At 65.8% G+C, this 15,872-nt stretch carries 17 protein-coding genes and 1 tRNA gene; 9 read left to right on the plus strand and 9 right to left on the minus strand.

Features of this window, described 5'->3' with window-relative positions; all coding sequences use genetic code 11:
* Nucleotides 1–65: 65 nt before the first annotated feature.
* Together ACZ9J7_RS10860 and ACZ9J7_RS10865 are read right to left on the minus strand one after the other, a co-directional pair.
* A complete protein-coding gene (locus tag ACZ9J7_RS10860) occupies nt 66–1,265 on the minus strand; it encodes an IS110 family RNA-guided transposase (protein WP_476206826.1) in 1,200 nt (399 codons plus the stop codon).
* Nucleotides 1,266–1,529: 264 nt separating this feature from the next.
* Nucleotides 1,530–2,462: a polysaccharide deacetylase family protein gene (locus ACZ9J7_RS10865; protein WP_476209304.1), complete on the minus strand. Its 933-nt coding sequence runs from the start codon at nt 2,460–2,462 to the stop codon at nt 1,530–1,532.
* A 355-nt stretch (nt 2,463–2,817) separates the two neighbouring features.
* Here ACZ9J7_RS10865 and ACZ9J7_RS10870 point away from each other — a divergent pair, with 355 nt between their 5' ends.
* Entirely contained in the window at nt 2,818–3,033 is a 216-nt protein-coding gene (locus ACZ9J7_RS10870; protein WP_476209306.1) for a hypothetical protein, read from the plus strand.
* 76 nt (nt 3,034–3,109) lie between these two features.
* Here the strand turns inward: ACZ9J7_RS10870 and ACZ9J7_RS10875 are convergent.
* From ACZ9J7_RS10875 to tmk, 4 genes are all read right to left on the minus strand, one after another.
* Nucleotides 3,110–3,182, minus strand: a tRNA-Thr gene (locus tag ACZ9J7_RS10875).
* A gap of 106 nt (nt 3,183–3,288) precedes the next feature.
* Nucleotides 3,289–4,857 carry an alpha/beta hydrolase gene (locus ACZ9J7_RS10880; protein WP_476209308.1) on the minus strand — a complete coding sequence of 523 codons (1,569 nt, stop codon included), beginning with the start codon at nt 4,855–4,857 and terminating at the stop codon, nt 3,289–3,291.
* Nucleotides 4,854–6,017 (minus strand): DNA polymerase III subunit delta', encoded by a 1,164-nt coding sequence (locus ACZ9J7_RS10885; RefSeq protein ID WP_141158098.1) that lies wholly within the window; start codon nt 6,015–6,017, stop codon nt 4,854–4,856. The genes ACZ9J7_RS10880 and ACZ9J7_RS10885 overlap by 4 nt, the downstream gene beginning before the upstream one ends.
* Nucleotides 6,014–6,730: a dTMP kinase gene (gene tmk / locus ACZ9J7_RS10890; protein WP_476209311.1), complete on the minus strand. Its 717-nt coding sequence runs from the start codon at nt 6,728–6,730 to the stop codon at nt 6,014–6,016. The genes ACZ9J7_RS10885 and tmk overlap by 4 nt, the downstream gene beginning before the upstream one ends.
* A gap of 133 nt (nt 6,731–6,863) precedes the next feature.
* Here tmk and ACZ9J7_RS10895 point away from each other — a divergent pair, with 133 nt between their 5' ends.
* Nucleotides 6,864–8,054 (plus strand): trans-sulfuration enzyme family protein, encoded by a 1,191-nt coding sequence (locus ACZ9J7_RS10895; RefSeq protein WP_476209313.1) that lies wholly within the window; start codon nt 6,864–6,866, stop codon nt 8,052–8,054.
* 9 nt (nt 8,055–8,063) lie between these two features.
* Nucleotides 8,064–8,417, plus strand: a complete 354-nt coding sequence (locus tag ACZ9J7_RS10900; protein WP_476209315.1) for a DUF2516 family protein — start codon at nt 8,064–8,066, stop codon at nt 8,415–8,417.
* Nucleotides 8,418–8,421: 4 nt separating this feature from the next.
* Here the strand turns inward: ACZ9J7_RS10900 and ACZ9J7_RS10905 are convergent, their stop codons facing one another.
* A complete protein-coding gene (locus tag ACZ9J7_RS10905; RefSeq protein ID WP_476209317.1) occupies nt 8,422–9,267 on the minus strand; it encodes a class I SAM-dependent methyltransferase in 846 nt (281 codons plus the stop codon).
* A 104-nt stretch (nt 9,268–9,371) separates the two neighbouring features.
* Between ACZ9J7_RS10905 and ACZ9J7_RS10910 the strand changes: the two genes are divergently transcribed.
* Entirely contained in the window at nt 9,372–10,118 is a 747-nt protein-coding gene (locus tag ACZ9J7_RS10910) for a phosphoglyceromutase (RefSeq protein ID WP_476209319.1), read from the plus strand.
* A gap of 141 nt (nt 10,119–10,259) precedes the next feature.
* On the opposite strand, the gene phoU is transcribed toward ACZ9J7_RS10910, so the two are convergent.
* Nucleotides 10,260–10,922, minus strand: coding sequence for a phosphate signaling complex protein PhoU (phoU, locus tag ACZ9J7_RS10915; RefSeq protein ID WP_476209320.1), 663 nt, complete (start codon nt 10,920–10,922; stop codon nt 10,260–10,262).
* 205 nt (nt 10,923–11,127) lie between these two features.
* On the opposite strand from phoU, the gene ACZ9J7_RS10920 reads away from it, so the two are divergent.
* Together ACZ9J7_RS10920 and ACZ9J7_RS10925 are read left to right on the plus strand one after the other, a co-directional pair.
* Complete coding sequence (locus ACZ9J7_RS10920) at nt 11,128–12,375, plus strand: sensor histidine kinase (protein WP_476211837.1); 1,248 nt, start codon at nt 11,128–11,130, stop codon at nt 12,373–12,375.
* Complete coding sequence (locus tag ACZ9J7_RS10925) at nt 12,372–13,052, plus strand: response regulator transcription factor (protein ID WP_141180782.1); 681 nt, start codon at nt 12,372–12,374, stop codon at nt 13,050–13,052. The genes ACZ9J7_RS10920 and ACZ9J7_RS10925 overlap by 4 nt, the downstream gene beginning before the upstream one ends.
* 74 nt (nt 13,053–13,126) lie before the next feature.
* On the opposite strand, the gene ACZ9J7_RS10930 is transcribed toward ACZ9J7_RS10925, so the two are convergent.
* Nucleotides 13,127–13,714, minus strand: a complete 588-nt coding sequence (locus tag ACZ9J7_RS10930; RefSeq protein ID WP_476211838.1) for a hypothetical protein — start codon at nt 13,712–13,714, stop codon at nt 13,127–13,129.
* Between the two features lie 271 nt (nt 13,715–13,985).
* On the opposite strand from ACZ9J7_RS10930, the gene ACZ9J7_RS10935 reads away from it, so the two are divergent.
* The 3 genes from ACZ9J7_RS10935 to ispF all read left to right on the plus strand — a co-directional run bounded on the left by ACZ9J7_RS10935 (nt 13,986) and on the right by ispF (nt 15,867).
* Nucleotides 13,986–14,468: a CarD family transcriptional regulator gene (locus ACZ9J7_RS10935; RefSeq protein ID WP_011690592.1), complete on the plus strand. Its 483-nt coding sequence runs from the start codon at nt 13,986–13,988 to the stop codon at nt 14,466–14,468.
* Nucleotides 14,469–14,575: 107 nt separating this feature from the next.
* Nucleotides 14,576–15,358, plus strand: a complete 783-nt coding sequence (ispD, locus tag ACZ9J7_RS10940) for a 2-C-methyl-D-erythritol 4-phosphate cytidylyltransferase (protein ID WP_476209322.1) — start codon at nt 14,576–14,578, stop codon at nt 15,356–15,358.
* Nucleotides 15,355–15,867 carry a 2-C-methyl-D-erythritol 2,4-cyclodiphosphate synthase gene (gene ispF / locus ACZ9J7_RS10945; protein ID WP_476209323.1) on the plus strand — a complete coding sequence of 171 codons (513 nt, stop codon included), beginning with the start codon at nt 15,355–15,357 and terminating at the stop codon, nt 15,865–15,867. The genes ispD and ispF overlap by 4 nt, the downstream gene beginning before the upstream one ends.
* Nucleotides 15,868–15,872 lie beyond the last annotated feature (5 nt).

Consider the following 15,872-nt stretch of genomic DNA (forward strand, 5'->3'; position numbering starts at 1 on the left):
TCAACGTATCCGATCGGCACGTGGGCTGCCAGCACTGCCAGAGGGGGGTGTCCCTATGCTTTTGGTCAAGCGGCCAGGGCGGGTTTTTCCTCGTAGAAGGTGCCGTGTTTGAGCATTGCGTAGATGACGTCGCAGCGCCGGCGGGCCAGGCAGATGACGGCGGCGTTGTGCTTCTTCCCCTGTGCCCGTTTCTTTTGGTAGTAGGCCTTCGATGCGGGGTGGTGGCAGCTGGCGATCCAGGCGGATCTGAAGAGGGCGTTCTTGAGTTGTTTGTTCCCTGATCGTGCGGGGAATTCACCGCGTATCGAGGTGCCGGAGCGTCGTGTGACAGGGGCGATGCCTGCGTAGGCGGCGAGGTGCCCGGGAGAGGTGAAGGTGCCGGCATCGCCGATGGTCAGGAGTATCGTCGCTGCGGTCTTGATGCCGACTCCCGGCATGGACATCAAGACCTGGGAAAGAGGGAAGTCATCGAGGAGCTTGTCGACTTCTTCGGCCACGATGGCTCGCTGGTGTTTGAGTTCCTTGATCTGGGCGGCGACGCGGGGGATGACCAATTCGACGGCTTCGGTGCCGATCACGGTGACCGTCTGCTCGCCCAGTGCCGTGAAGACGGCGTCAACCAGGTTCACCGGGTCCTTGCGGCTGTGGTTCCTGGCCCAGCGCAACACGTTGGATCGCCCCGCGGCCCGCAGGCCGGTCGGTCCGGCATATTTGATGAACAGCTCCAGGACCAGGGACCGGGTCAGCACTGTCCCCGGGAAGACTCGCTCCAGGGCGGGGAAAATCTGCAGCAACAGCGACCGCAGCCGGTTGATCGCCCTGGTGCACTCATGGGTCAGGTCCGCGTCGAATCCGGAGAGCACCTTTAGGGCCGCGAGCACCTCGCTGTCGCGGTCAACGGCCCGCAGCGTGTGCGGCATCGCACGTGCAGTCTCGGCGATGATGAACGCATCACGTGCATCCGTCTTGGACTTTCCCGGATACAGGTCAGCGGCTTTACGCATCGCCAGGCCGGGCAGGTAAGCAACAGTGCAGCCGCAGTCTCTGGCCACGGCTATCGGAAGAGCGCCGATGGTGTTGGGCTGGTCGACGATCACGAGCACGCGGCCGTGCTGCTGTAGCCCGGTGAACAGCTCGCGCAGCCGCGCCTCATCCTGAGGCAGGGGCCTGTCGAAGACCCGTTCGCCAGCTGCGTTCAATGCCGCGGCGTGGTGCTCGGATTTGCCCACATCAAGCCCGCAGAAAATCTCGTATCGTTCGTCCATCCGGCGCTCCTTTGCACCACTTATGGCCGCAGTCACGACACCCGATGCTGGCACCCACGTTACAAAGAGACCTGGCCCCATCGGAAGGAGCCGGCCGTGTCCCTATCAGCAGTCAACGCGTGCCTCCGAACCCGGCGACAACACCCCCCGGATCATCAAAGACAGGGCAAGAAAGTCATACCGGATCCAGCGACCAAATCCCCGACCCTCGGGGACCCAATAAATGTAACGGGGCTTGCTCCCGGCTTCGACGCGGCGTACGGCCTACGGCAGGTGGGCGAAGGACATCCCTGCCGAGAGCAGCTTGTCCAAGGCCTGCCTGACGCCTTCCGCTGTACCCCCATTGGGGTGGTTGCCGTGGCAGATGACTACGTCCCCCGCCCGCGCCCTTGCCACCTCTTTGGCTACGACTGCGGCGGGAAAGGTCGCGCCGCCGTCGCCATTGATGCTGAAGCCCACCGGCTTCACGCCCAACGCACCCAGGATGTCCGTGGCGACGTCGTCCAGGTAGGCGGTGCCGGGGCGGAAGTACTTGGGACGCTTGCCGGTGATGTTTGCCAGGGCCTCGTCGTTCGGCATGACCTCGTCATAGACTTCCCCCGCGTTCCTGGTGCCGGGAATGCCGTAGGCCGTGTTGCCAGTGGTGGACAGCGGCTTGTGGGACGTTCCGTGGTTGGCGATCTCGAAGAGCGGGTCTGCTGCCAGCTGCCGGGTGGTGGCGGGGTTGGCTGCGATCCACCGCGAGTTCAGGAAGAGCGTGGCCGGGATGTGGCGCTGCCGCAGCGTGTCAAGAAGGGCCTGGTCGCAGCCGCTGCCGCCGGGGCCGCCGCAAAAGTCCAAGGTCAGTGCGATGCCCTGTCCTGGAGGCATCCGGGTCAGGACGCCGGGAGCCTCCAGGCCCCAGTACCGGGCCTGGTGCTTTCCGTAGGTGTCGACAACCTGGTTGCGTGACAGCACGGGCGCGGCCGGCGGGGTGGGTGCGGGTTCGTCGCCGTCCGGACCGGAGTGCAGGACCGTCGAGTTGACGTCCCCGGGGCCGTCGGCGGCGGGCAGGTCAGAGGAGGTCGCGTCCTGTTTCCGGTTCGGCTGCAGGTCGGGCACCGCGGCGGACATTGTCAGCACCGCGGCCAGCAAAACGGCCCTGCGGCCGGGACCCTTTCCGTCCTGGCTGAGGTGCCGCGGGACATGTGGCTCCACTGCTAGTTCCTGTTCCGTAAGTGTCCTGCGGGCCGCGTCCGGTCCCACCGGCTTGGACATGCGGAAGTGGCAGGTGCGTGCTGGCTGCACCCTGCGGGAATGGCAGCATCGAAGGCCGCGGCGCGCGCAACAGCAGCCTGGGAGCGGGGGGTCATACCGGGAGGATACCTTGCCTGGCTTGCTGTTTCCTGAACTCCGCCCGGCGTCGGAGCGGCGGCCGTCATAATGGGCCCGGGGAGGGGGACTTTGGCCCCTGCCCCGTCCATCACGGCCGGCGTCTAATGGAGGTTTGGCGTGGGCGTACCGCCCGCGGCAGAGGCAGTTTGTCACGCGAGTATGGAGGCAGCAGTCAGCAATGAACCTCAAAGACCGTTGGGGCCACCTGGACCACGCCACGCGGAAGTGGCTCATCGACAACCCCGGGTGCCAGATACTTCCCCGGACCATCACCGCGGTGATCGCCAAGCAAAGCGGTGAGAGCCTTCCCACGGGGCCGCACGGCGAAGCGGCCGTGTCCCGCGAGGACCAGGCATTCATCCGCGCGCAACTCAACGGGATTGCAAAGACCTGATCGGCCGAAATTGCCGCTTAACCAGCGAAAAACCCCGGAAACCCCTAAAACAAGGGGCTGTCCGGGGTTTATCCCGAGCTTCCTATCAGAATCGAACTGATGACCTTTTCATTACGAGTGAAACGCTCTACCGACTGAGCTAAGGAAGCACCGCATGAAAATCCCCGGCGGAACCGGGCGCTTCATGCAAGAGTCAACTGTAGTAGAGTCCCCGCGCCCCGGTCAAAATGGGGCGGACGGAAGCTGCGGGAGCAGTCAGCAGACCGTGTTGTCGGCGGGCAGCTTGCCGCCCACCAGGTAGTTGTCCACCGAGTCCTCAAGGCAGCTGTTGGCCCGGCCGTAGGCGGTGTGGCCTTCACCGCGCCAGGTCAGCAGCGAGGCGTTCCCCAACTGCTTGCGCAATGACGCGGCCCAGTCAACGGGGGTGGCGGGATCGCCGGTGGTTCCGATGACCACGATGGGGGAGGCGCCGCTGTATTCCACCGGCGCAGGCGTACGGACATTCTTGTAGGGCCAGTCAGCGCAGGTGGTCCCGCCGTAGGCGAAGAAGTAGCCCAGGGTGGGGGAATCCTGTTCGAGGCGCTTCTCTTCCGCGCGCATGCCCGCGGCATCCGAAACCATGGGGTAGTCGAGGCAGTTGATGGCGTTGAAGGCGAAGGTGGAATTGGACGTGTACGAACCGTCTGAGGCACGGTCGGCGCCGAGGTCGGCAAGCCGGAGCATGAGGCTTACATCGCCGGACATGGCCGCCTCAAGGGCCTGGGTGAGGGCGGGCCAGCTTTGGTCGTTGTACAGCGGGGTGATCAGGCCGCTGACAAAGGTGGTTGCATTGACCAGCCGCCCGTCCTTTGCTGTGCGGGGTGTCTGCTGGATGGAGTTGATCAGGTCCCGGATCTGCTGCACGCCGGAGTCGGCGTCGCCGCTGAGCGGGCACTTTCCTTGCTTCTGGCAGCTCGCCACGTAGGTGTGGAGCGCCTTTTCGAAAGCCTTGGCCTGGCCGCTGGTGAGGTCTTCGTTGCTGATGGAGGGGTCAAGGGCTCCATCGAGGACCATGCGGCCCACATTGTCCGGGAACAGCGAGGCGTAGGTGGATCCCAGGAAGGTGCCGTAGGAGTACCCCAGATAGTTCAGCTTGGTGTCGTTCACGATGGCCCGCAGGACGTCCATGTCCTTGGCGGCGCTGACGGTGTCGATATGGGCCATGACCGGGCCCGTCTGCGCGGCACACTGCGCGGCGATGGCCTTGTTGTCCGCCAGGGCCGCCTGGAGTCCGGAATCGGTCTCAAAGGCGTAGATCTTGGCCCGGGAGGCGTCGCGTTCGGCGTCCGACATGCAGGTGACCGGGGCGGAGCGCTTCACGCCGCGCGGATCGAAACCGACGAGGTCGTAGGCGTTGCGGACTGCAGCCGAAAAGTGGGTTCCGGCGGCGTCTTTGACGAAGTCGTAGCCGGACGCGCCCGGGCCGCCCGGGTTGACCAGCAGGCTGCCGGTCTTCTTGCCCGTGCTCGGCGCCCGCAAAGCGGCCAACTGGATCGTGTCGCCGCCAGGATTGGCGTAATCCACGGGCACGGTCACTTTGGCGCACTGGAATTCACCTTCGCACGGCTGCCAAACGACTTCCTGCGAGTAGAACTTCTCGAGCCCGGCGGGCGCGGACGCCACGATGGACGGATCAGCCTTGGCGGTGGCCGCCTCCGGCGGGTTCCTGTCGCCGCCGTTGAGGAGGCTGCACGAGGCCAGGACCATGGCCAGGGCCATGGCACCCGCAGCGCGGACGGCGACCGCCAGGGACCTGTGGCGTGCGGGCAGGGGGCGGGCAGTCATCGGGTCTCCTTGGAAGGCTGGATCAGGCTGGCCGCCATGGACTCTATGGTCAGCAGCGGGGCCACATTGGTGGTGGTGATGCGTTCGCGGGCTTTGTTGATGGCGTCCATGCGGGCCAGTGTGGCTTCCGGGGTGGTGTGGGCTGCGAACTCCTCCAGCTCACCCCTCAGCTCAACGTTGACCAGTTCCACGGCGTTCCCCAGCTGGATGACCAGCACATCCCGGTAGAAGGACAGCAGATCGGTAAGCGTCCGGTCCAGGGAGTCGGTGATGGACCTCTTGGCGCGGCGTTTCTGGTCGTCTTCGAGTTGCTTCACCTGGCTGCGCATTGCCGGCGGCAGGGTGCCGGACTCCGGTGCTCCAAGCGTAGCAAGGAGGCTGGCCTTCTCCGCGGCGTCACGCTCCTCATTGGAGCTGTTCGCCTCTGCCGTGGCAATCTTGACCAGCTTGTCCGCCATCATGACGGCGGCCGTTACCCCGCGCAGTCCCAGCGGGAAACGGACGGTTTCCAGGCGGCGTTCCCTTGCGGCCGGATCCCTGGCCAGCCGGCGGGCGATGCCCACGTGGCTTTGCGCCGTACGGGCGGCCTGTTCCGCGAGGGCCGGGTCTACGCCGTCGCGCCGGACCAGCAGCGCTGCGACGTCCGAGGCCGGCGGCAAGCGGAGGGCCACGCTGCGGCAACGCGAGCGGATAGTGACCAGGACGTCGGCAGGCGAGGGTGCGCACAGCATCCACACGGTGCGCGGCGTCGGCTCCTCGATGGCCTTGAGCAGCACGTTGGTGGTCCGTTCGGCCATGCGGTCTGCATCCTCCACCACGATGATCCGCCAGCGGCCCGACGACGGCCGGTTGCCCGCCGTCGCCACGAGCTCACGGGCCTCGTCAATGGTGATGGTGACTTTTTCGGTGCGCACAAAGGTCACATCGGAATGGGTTTCGCCCAGAATCGTGTGGCACGCCTGGCACTGTCCGCATCCTCGAAGGCCCACGTCCTCCTGGTCGCAGTTCAACGCGGCAGCGAACGCCTTGGCGGCGTTGGAACGGCCGGACCCCGGCGGCCCGGTGAACAGCCAGGCGTGGGTCAGGCCCTCGCCGCCGGCGGCCTGGCGCAGTTGTTCGACGACGGCGGGCTGGCCCTGGAGGTCATCCCAAACGGTCACAAGCCACCACCGTCGGAGGCTGCTCCCGGGGCAGGCGCAGGCACCGGTACTTCCTCCTGCGCCGCCAGCCCCGCTGCTGCATCCAGCAGGGTGTCGACCCGGGCGAGGATCCGCCCGGCCAACTCGTCAGCCGGGAGCTGGGCGGGGAGGATCAGGTAGGACGCGGGCCGGACGGCTGCCAGGTCGAGGAACGCGTCCCGGATGCGGGTGTGGAACTCGTCGGCTTCGGATTCCAGCCGGTCCTCGGCTGCCTGGCCCGCAGTCCGGCGGTGGCGCCCCAGTTCCGGGTCGACGTCCAGCAGGACTGTCAGGTCCGGCTGGAGTCCCGAGGTGGCCCACTCGTTGAGGGTACGCACGGCGTCCTGGCCCAGGTTTCGGCCTGCCCCCTGATAGGCCACGGAGGAGTCGATGTAGCGGTCGGTCAGCACAATCCCGCCGCGGGCAAGGGCCGGGCGGATCACCTGGGTGGCGTGGGCGGCACGGGAAGCCGCAAAGATCAGGGCCTCTGTATGGGCGTCGATCTCACCATTGCCGTGGTCCAGCACCAACGACCGCAGCTTTTCGCCGACCGGGGTGCCGCCGGGCTCACGGGTACGCAGTACGGTGTAGCCCCGGGATTCCAGTGCCGCCGCCAGCCGGGCCGCCTGGGTGGACTTGCCGGCACCATCGCCACCTTCGAATGCGATGAATACGCCGGCCCTCTGTTTGTTCACTTCTCAAGCCTACCGAGGCGCGGGGACATTTTAGGCCTCCACATACACCCTGTGCAGGACGGGTGGAAGGACCAGCGTCCACAAAGCGACACCCCTTTCCGGCCCAAATGGCAGGAACAGTACGCTTTTGCCCATGAGTCTTTCCGAACACCAGGCCGCATCCCTTTCGCCCCAGACCGTGGTGGTTGCGGCGGGGCGTCCGCCGCGCGAAAGGGACCAGCCGGTCAATCCTCCCATTACCCTTTCCTCCACTTACTTCGGGACCGGCCCGCTCGGTGATGGCGACCGGGGTTACGGCCGCTACTCCAACCCCACCTGGGATCCCTTCGAGGAAGCGCTTGGCCAGCTTGAGGCATCCACGCTGCCTGGCCTGCTCTATGCATCGGGACTGGCAGCGGTCAGCTCCGCATTGTCCCTTATCCCCGCCGGCGGTGTGCTGGTCATGCCCAACCACAGCTACTCCGGCTCCCTGGTGATGGCCTCGGAACTCGCCCAAAAGGGCTTCATTGAGCTCCGGACCGTGGACATCGCCGACACCGATGCGGTCAAGGACGCACTCGCGCCCAAAGGCCCCTCGGGCAAGGCCGCCGCCATGTTGTGGTTGGAAAGCCCCACCAACCCCATGCTCGGAATAGCGGACATGGCCGCCGTCGCAGAGGCCGCGCATGCCGCCGGCGCCATCGTCGTCACGGACAACACCTTCTCCACGCCCTTGGTGCAGCAGCCCCTGTTGCTCGGATCCGACGTCGTCCTCCACTCGGTGACCAAGTACCTGGCCGGGCATTCCGACGTCGTCCTCGGCGCGCTGGTCACCTCCAACCCTGAGATCCGGTCCGACCTGCTGCACCACCGCATCATCCACGGCGCCATCGCCGGTCCCTTTGAAGCATGGCTTGCACTGCGCGGCCTGCGGACCCTCGCCCTTCGGGTGGAGCGGTCCCAGGAGTCCGCGGTGGTCCTGGCGGAACGCCTCGCCGCGCATCCGGCCATTGAATCCATCCGGTTCCCCGGGCTCGATTCCGATCCAGGCCACGTCCGCGCCAAAGAGCAGATGAAGGGGTTTGGGTCCATTATCTGCATCCAGGTGGCCCCCGCAGCCGGCCTCAGCGGCGCCGACGCCGCGGACAAACTGGTGCGGGCCCTGAACCTCTGGTTGCCCGCCACGTCCCTGGGCGGCGTCGAGTCCCTCATTGAACGCAGGCGCCGGCACTCAGCCGAACCCGCCAGCGTCCCGGAGAACCTGGTACGGCTGAGCGTCGGGGTGGAGGGCGTCGAGGACCTCTGGGCCGACCTGGAGCAGGCGCTGGACTCGCTGGGCGGCTAGGCTGGGTCTGTGGACGGTCGACTAATCATCAGTTACGTAGAGCAGGCAGTGTTCTTCATCCTTGGTCTGGTGGCTTTGGGTCTTGAGCTGTGGGCGTTCGTGGACTGTGCCCGGCACCGGCCCAACGCCTTCGAAGCCACCGGCAAACGGACCAAGACCTTTTGGCTGGCCTTGACGGGCGGCTCGGCCCTGGTCGGCGTGATTTCGTTGTTCGGGTCCGGCGGAGGCATCTTCAGCACCCTGGGCCTGTTCGGCCTGGCCGCGGTGGTCGCCGCCTCCGTCTACCTGGCAGATGTCCGCCCCGCAGTGAAGGATGCAGGCCGCGGCGGCAGCCGCAACATGGGCCCGTACGGCCCCTGGTGATTCCCTAACCCAGCGGGGCCACTGCCTCCCAGTCCACCGTGAGCTCGCCAAGCCGCCATCTGGCGGGGCCGTCGTGGACCGGCCACCCGGCGTCGCGCAGGCTGCGGCACATGCCCACCCAGCGCTGCCTGTTGCCAAATGAGGCAAGCGGCGCGCTCTCAAGCCATGCCCTGTCCATCGCCTGCATGAAGGCATGCACAGGTTCACCGGGAACGTTCCGGTGGATCAGGGCTTTGGGAAGCCGCTCGGCCACTTCGGAAGGCAGGTCTAAACTGCCGAAACGCACCGAGATGCTCAGGGACACCGGGCGGTGCCGGTCGAGTGCCACCCATGTGACCCGTCGCCCGATTTCGTCGCACGTGCCGTCAACGAACAAGCCCCCGGGTGACAGCCGGTCCTGCACCAGCCGCCAGATGCCCTGCACATCGGCTTCCTCGTACTGCCGCAGGACATTAAAGGCCCGGACCAGGACAGGACGCCCGGGAACGGGCAGTTCAAAGCCGCCCACCTGGAAGGTCAGCCGGGGACGCTGCAGCGGAAGCGCTGCCCGGACCCGCTCGGGCTCAATTTCGATCCCGCAGACCCGCACGTCGGGTCTGACGGCTGCGAGCCTTTCATAGAGTTCGACGGCGGTGGCGGGCGTTGCGCCGTAGCCCAGGTCAACCACCAGCGGGTCCGCCGCGGACCTGAGGCGCCAGGCCTGCGGTCCCGCCAGCCAACGGTCCACCCGGCGCATCCGGTTGGGGTTGGTGGTCCCGCGGGTCACATTGCCCACCGGCCGGCCCTGCCTGGCGGCGGGCCTCCGTCCGGAGAGTTGCGGGGCGTTCACCCGCTCAGCCTTTTGAACCACCGCCCAACCCTATCGCCCGGCGCCGGTGTCCCGCCCATCCCCGGGCCCGCGGGCTGCGTGTAACGCTGGGCGGGCGGCAACACGGCTCGGCTAGGATGAAAATCATGACTTACAAGCTGATCCTGCTGCGCCACGGCCACAGCGAATGGAACGCCAAGAACCTGTTCACCGGCTGGGTGGACGTTGACCTGAACGACCAGGGCCGCGCGGAAGCAGCGCGTGGCGGCGAACTGCTGGTGGAAAACAACATCCTTCCGGATGTTCTCTACACCTCCCTGCTGAAGCGGGCCATCAACACCGCAAACATTGCACTGGACAAGGCGGACCGCGGCTGGATTCCGGTCAAGCGCGACTGGCGCCTGAACGAACGCCACTACGGTGCGCTCCAGGGCAAGGACAAGGCCCAGACGCTGGCCGAATACGGCGAAGCGCAGTTCATGGAATGGCGCCGCTCCTACGACACCCCGCCGCCGCCCCTGGATGACGACAGCGAATTCAGCCAAGCACACGACCCCCGGTATGCGGACCTGGGCGACGCCCTCCCGCGCACCGAGTGCCTGAAAGACGTCCTGGTCCGGCTCCTGCCCTACTGGGAATCGGACATCAAGGAAGACCTCAAGGCCGGCAAGACCGTCCTGGTCACCGCCCACGGCAACTCGCTCCGCGCGCTGGTCAAGCACCTGGACGGCATCAGCGATGAAGCCATTGCCGGCCTGAACATCCCCACGGGCATCCCGCTGGTGTACGACCTTGACGAGGATTTCCAGCCGGTCAAGCCCGGCGGCACCTACCTCGACCCCGAGGCGGCCGAGCAGGCCATCCTGGCAGTAGCCAACCAGGGCAAGAAGTAAGACTTCGCGGTTCTTCGCCGGGTGCTCGGTCGTTCCTCCCTTAGACGCACTCCGGCCGAAGAACGCGCTGCGTCAAAGGTGAAACGACGACGGCGGGCTGGTCACCTCAGGTGACCAGCCCGCCGTCGTTATCAGCAGTGTCTAGCTGTGCTCGGTGGCGTTCGGCTGCCACGCTCCGGTCACGAGGTAGGTGACTTTCTGGGCTACGGAGACGCCGTGGTCCGCGAAGCGTTCGAAGTAGCGGCTGGCGAGTGCAACGTCCACCGTGGTGGCGGGGGACTCGGTCCACTCGGGAGCAGCGATGGCCTTGAAGACGCTCAGGTGCAGGTCGTTAATGGCAGTGTTCGCCTTGAGGATGTCCCTGGCCACCTCGAGGTCGCGGCTCTCCAGCAGGACCGTCAGCTTGTCGGCGATCTCCTGGTCCAGTTCGGCCATCCGGTTGAAGGTCTCCGTCATGGACGCGGGAATCACCGTGGAGGGGTAGCGGAGGCGGGCCAGCTGTGCGATATGCCGGGCCAGGTCACCCATCCGCTCCAGGGATGCGCTCATCCGGAGGGAACCTACGATCATGCGCAGGTCGCTGGCGACAGGACCCTGCAGCGCCAGGATGTCGATGGCCCGCTCATCCAGGCTGTTCTGCAGGAAGTCAATGCGTGCATCTGCAGCGATGACGTCCTGGGCGAGGTCCACGTCCGCCACCTGGAATGAGGTAGTGGCCTTGTCCATCGCTTCGCTGACCAGGCGGGAGATCTCCACCAGCTGGTCACCAACCTGGGTGAGCTCTTCCTGAAAAACCTTACGCACGTGGGCGTCCTTTCCTTGGAACTCCCGCCGGCCGTTCCAGGGCAGCAGGAATCGTGTCGCCAATGGGCGCTCTAACCACTAACTTTGTCATCGCCCGGTAAACGATTATGCCCACACAGATGAACGTTAGTTGAACCGTTCCCCCTAAGTGCCCGGAGTCGGTGGGAGGCGCCATCCATGAGCATAAAGTGGAGCTGTGGATCCTATGCTCATTGGCCTGGTTGCCGGCCTTATCGGCCTGGCGCTTGGCACGTTCGGCGTGCTTGCCTACCGGGTCAGCGAGAAGCAGCGCGAACTGCTGGACGTCGACGCCGGGGAGATTGCCCTGCCGTCCGGAGCAGCGGAGGTGCTCGCCGTCGTCGGACGGGCCTTCGTGGTGCTGGACGACCTCGACGGCGTGGTCCGCGCCAGCCCCGCGGCCTACGCGTACGGCCTGGTCCGCGGGCACACCGTGGTGCACAAGGAACTCCTGGACATGACCGCAGGGGTCCGGCGGGACGGCGTCATCCTGGAAAAGCAGCTCGAGCTTCCGCGCGGGCCGCTGGGGCAGGGAACCATCATCGTCCAGGTGCGGGCAGCCATGCTGGGTGAGGAATACATCCTGCTCCTTGCCGATGACCGGACCGAGATCACGCGGACCGAAGAGATCCGCAACGACTTCGTGGCCAACGTCTCGCACGAACTGAAGACCCCGGTGGGTGCCATCTCCCTGCTGGCGGAAGCGCTGGAATCCTCTGCCGATGACGAGGAAGCGGTGCGCCGCTTCGCCAAGCGCATGCATAAGGAGTCCGCCCGCCTGGCCGCACTGGTCCAGGACATCATTGAACTTTCCCGGCTCCAGGGCGCCAGCGTGACGCAGCAGGGCGGTCCCGTTGACATCAACGCGGTGATCGCAGAGGCCGTGGACCGGTCGCAGCTTCCTGCCGAAAGCAAGAACATCAGCATCGTGGTGGGCGGCCGGACAGAGGGGAAGGTGTTCGGGGACCAGGACCTCCTGGTCACGGCGCTGCGGAACCTCATCGACAATGCCATCCGCTATTCCCCGCCCAACACCCGCGTTGGCATCGGTGTCCGCTCCAGGGACGGCCTGGTATCGATTTCCGTCACAGACCAGGGGGACGGGTTGTCGCCGGAGGACCAGGAGCGCGTCTTCGAGCGCTTCTACCGGGTTGACGCCGCCCGTTCCCGCCAGACGGGCGGCACCGGCCTTGGCCTGAGCATCGTCAAGCACGTGGCGTCGAACCACGGCGGCGAAGTGACGCTGTGGTCACAGCCAGGCCAGGGGTCGACTTTCACCCTTCGGCTGCCCGAAATGGAAGGGCAGGACGGCGACGCCGGGCCGTCCAGTTCCGTGGAGCCGGCTCTGCCGCCCGCCCAGGGGACGCCGGAACAGCCCACTCTTACCCAAGTACCACGCGCCGCCGGCGCAACAGAACGAGGAGCTAGCGCTTGAGCAGGATTTTGATTGTTGAGGACGAGGAGTCGTTCAGCGATCCCTTGTCCTATTTGCTGGGCAAAGAAGGATTCGAGGTTGAGGTGGTGGACAACGGGCTGGACGCCATCACCGAATTCGACCGCAACGGCGCCGACTTGGTGCTGCTGGACCTGCAGCTCCCCGGGCTTTCCGGTACGGAGGTGTGCCGCCAGCTCCGCCAGCGCTCCACCGTTCCCGTGATCATGCTGACCGCCAAGGACTCGGAAATCGACAAAGTGGTGGGCCTGGAGCTCGGCGCGGACGACTACGTCACCAAGCCTTACTCCTCCCGGGAGCTGGTGGCCCGTGTCCGGGCCGTCCTGCGCCGCCAGGGCGAGCCGGAGGAACTGATTTCCGCCACCGTCCAGGCCGGGCCTGTCCGGATGGACATCGAACGGCATGTTGTGAGCGTGGACGGCGAACAGGTCCTGCTTCCCTTGAAGGAGTTCGAACTGCTCGAGATGCTCCTCCGCAACTCCGGCCGGGTGCTCACCCGTGGCCAGTTGATCGACCGGGTGTGGGGCTCCGACTACGTTGGCGACACCAAGACCCTGGACGTCCACGTGAAGCGCCTCCGCGGAAAGATCGAACCGGATCCTTCCGCACCGCGCTACCTGGTGACCGTCCGCGGCCTCGGATACAAGTTCGAGCCGTAGGCCGGAAAATACCGCAAAAAAGGGAGGAGCCCCGGGCTCCTCCCTTTTTGTGTCTGTTTCTTCCAGCGTCCGCCTTAGCGGCTGGTGGCAGTCGCCGTTGCCGTGGCGCTGGAGGTCGCGGAGGCGGAGGAGGTTGCGCCCGCACTGGCCGGCGAAGAGGACGACGGCGTGGACGTCGCCGAAGGGCTGGGAGTGGGGACGTAGTCCTTGTACTCCTGCAGGGTGGCGTCCAGGACGGGAACCTTGACCGTGCTGGTGACGTTGGTACCGTTCTCGCTGATCTTGACGTCCACCAGGGAGCCCGGCTTGCCGCCGGTGGTGCTCAGGATGGCCGCGTCCGTTTTGTCGGTCAGCATGGTGGAGGAGTTGGCCTTTACCGGAATCTCGGTCTGGGAGCCTTTTGCGCCGTTGACGGTGAGCTTCACATCCTTGGAGGAGGAGTTGTAAACGGCACCGATCAGGCGGCCGGGCTCGTCTTCGCCGGTGGAAACGATAAGGATGTTCCGAAGCTGCAGCGGACCGAGGTCAGCGCGGATGCCGTCCGAGGCTGAGTACTGATGGCTGGTCTGCTGGGGCGTGATGTAGCCGCAGCCTGCGGTCAGCAGGCTGGCGCCAAGGGCAGCAGCCGTCAGTGCCAGTTTGCCGCGCTGGGCCCGGTTCATCGCAGTGGAACGCACGTCACGTACTCCTCAAGAAATTTGAAGTCTTTTTCAGCCATAGCCTATCCGCAAAGAGGGGCAAACGAGGATTCGGCGGTGTCACATCCCCCGTGGGAGCGCTCACCACATGCACTAATCCGCGCATCCGTCAAGAGGGTGGAGGGGGTCGATTGGGCCCTTTTCCCGCGTATTTTCGCGGTTGGGAGCCCTTTCTCCGGCCGGTCATATGCCTGAATCGTGATAAACTGGTCTGCGGGAAAGGGGAAATGTCCACATGGTATTTGAGGTCGGCGAGACAGTAGTTTACCCTCACCACGGTGCTGCGAAGATTGAAGAAATCAAGATGCGCACCATCAAGGGCGAAGAGAAGATGTATCTCAAGCTCAAGGTGGCTCAGGGTGATCTGACCATTGAAGTTCCAGCAGAGAACGTTGACCTTGTTGGGGTCCGGGACGTAGTGGGCAAGGAAGGCCTGGAGCACGTGTTCGATGTGCTTCGTGCCGAGTTCACCGAGGAGCCCACCAACTGGTCACGCAGGTACAAGGCAAATCTGGAGAAGCTTGCTTCCGGTGACGTCATCAAGGTGGCAGAGGTTGTTCGCGACCTGTGGCGCCGGGATCACGACCGGGGCCTTTCCGCAGGCGAGAAGCGAATGCTGGCCAAGGCCCGCCAGATTCTGATTTCAGAATTGGCGCTGGCTGAAAAGACCGACGAGGAGAAGGCAGCAAGCGTTCTCGACGAGGTCCTGGCTTCCTAAGAATTTAGCCCCGGCTGCACGCACGTGCCGCCGGGGCTTTTTTTGGGCCCACCCCCGGTGGTGTCCCGGGCACCCAAGCGATGGTGCGGCGTCGTAGGCTAGTCCGCATGAGTGAATCACCCATGCGCCCGGTCACAGCAGTCATCGTGGTTGCCGCAGGTTCCGGGCAACGCCTTGGCTACGGCATGCCCAAGGCAGCAGTGCCGCTTGGCGGAGAGCCGATCCTGATGCATGCCCTGCGGGGCATTGTTGCTTCCGGCGTGGCCAGCCAGGTATGCGTGGCCTTGCCTCCCGGCGACGAAGGCCTGCGCCGGCTGTGCGATGACTTCCGGGAGGAACTTGCCGACGGCGGACCCCTCCTGACTGTCGTTGACGGCGGATCCACCAGGGCCGAGTCCGTCCGCGCCGGAATCGCAGCGCTGATGGAAGGCATCGAGGCCGTCCTCGTCCACGACGCCGCCCGTGCCCTGACGCCCGAATCCGTTTTCCACCGGGTCTGCGATTCCCTGGTCGCCGGCGCCGCGGCGGTTATTCCGGTGCTCCCGGTCGTGGACACGGTCAAGACAGTGGCGGCTACCACCGGCAGTGACGCTGCGGTTGCCCCCGAAGTTGTCACGGGGACTGCCCGCCGCGAGGAACTGCGGGCTGTGCAGACCCCGCAAGGCTTCACCCTCGGCACGCTGCTGCGGGCGCACCAGGCAGCACAGGAACTGGACCAGCAGCAGGCAGCGGCCGTCACTGACGACGCCATGCTCGTGGAAATGCTGGGCACCGCGGTGCACGCCGTCCGCGGGTCAACGCAGTCCCTAAAGATCACCACACCCCTTGACCTCATCTTCGCCGAAGGGCTCCTTGAGGGTCCGCTCGGTGCCCGGTGGGTGGAGGGATGAGCCCGGACCCCGTCCTGCCCCGCACCGGCGTGGGCATCGACGTCCACGCCTATGCCCCCGAGGATTCTCCGCGCCCGCTGTGGCTCGGTGGCCTGCTCTGGCCAGGCGAACGCGGCCTCGCCGGGCATTCGGACGGCGACGCTGTGGCGCACGCAGCAGCGGACGCCCTGTTTTCGGCTGCCGGCATCGGCGACCTTGGCACCCACTTCGGGACGGACCGCCCCGAATTTGCCGGTGCGTCCGGTGCCACCCTCCTCGCCGAGGCCGCACGGATCGTCCGGGCCGCCGGATTCGAAATCGGCAACGTCGCCGTGCAGTTTGTTGCCAACCGGCCCAAATTCGGCCCGCGTCGGGAAGAATCGCAAAGGGTCCTGAGCGAGGCGGCAGGGGCACACGTTGGCGTCACGGCAACCACCAGTGACGGCCTGGGATTCACCGGGCGCGGCGAGGGAATCTCCGCCGTGGCCACCGCCTTGGTGTACCCGCAGCCCCCTGCACCCATCAGCTAGTCTGG

This window comes from Pseudarthrobacter sp. TE9888, from assembly GCF_056279345.1.

Bases quoted from the DNA above. Each gene is read 5' to 3' on its own strand.
- ACZ9J7_RS10935 (WP_011690592.1), top strand. From the start codon at position 13,986: ATGGTATTTGAGGTCGGCGAGACAGTAGTTTACCCTCACCACGGTGCT.
- ACZ9J7_RS10930 (WP_476211838.1), bottom strand. From the start codon at position 13,714: ATGAACCGGGCCCAGCGCGGCAAACTGGCACTGACGGCTGCTGCCCTT.
- ACZ9J7_RS10895 (WP_476209313.1), top strand. From the start codon at position 6,864: ATGAGTCTTTCCGAACACCAGGCCGCATCCCTTTCGCCCCAGACCGTG.
- ACZ9J7_RS10860 (WP_476206826.1), bottom strand. From the start codon at position 1,265: ATGGACGAACGATACGAGATTTTCTGCGGGCTTGATGTGGGCAAATCC.
- ispF (WP_476209323.1), top strand. From the start codon at position 15,355: ATGAGCCCGGACCCCGTCCTGCCCCGCACCGGCGTGGGCATCGACGTC.
- ACZ9J7_RS10870 (WP_476209306.1), top strand. From the start codon at position 2,818: ATGAACCTCAAAGACCGTTGGGGCCACCTGGACCACGCCACGCGGAAG.
- ispD (WP_476209322.1), top strand. From the start codon at position 14,576: ATGAGTGAATCACCCATGCGCCCGGTCACAGCAGTCATCGTGGTTGCC.
- ACZ9J7_RS10910 (WP_476209319.1), top strand. From the start codon at position 9,372: ATGACTTACAAGCTGATCCTGCTGCGCCACGGCCACAGCGAATGGAAC.
- ACZ9J7_RS10920 (WP_476211837.1), top strand. From the start codon at position 11,128: ATGCTCATTGGCCTGGTTGCCGGCCTTATCGGCCTGGCGCTTGGCACG.
- ACZ9J7_RS10880 (WP_476209308.1), bottom strand. From the start codon at position 4,857: ATGACTGCCCGCCCCCTGCCCGCACGCCACAGGTCCCTGGCGGTCGCC.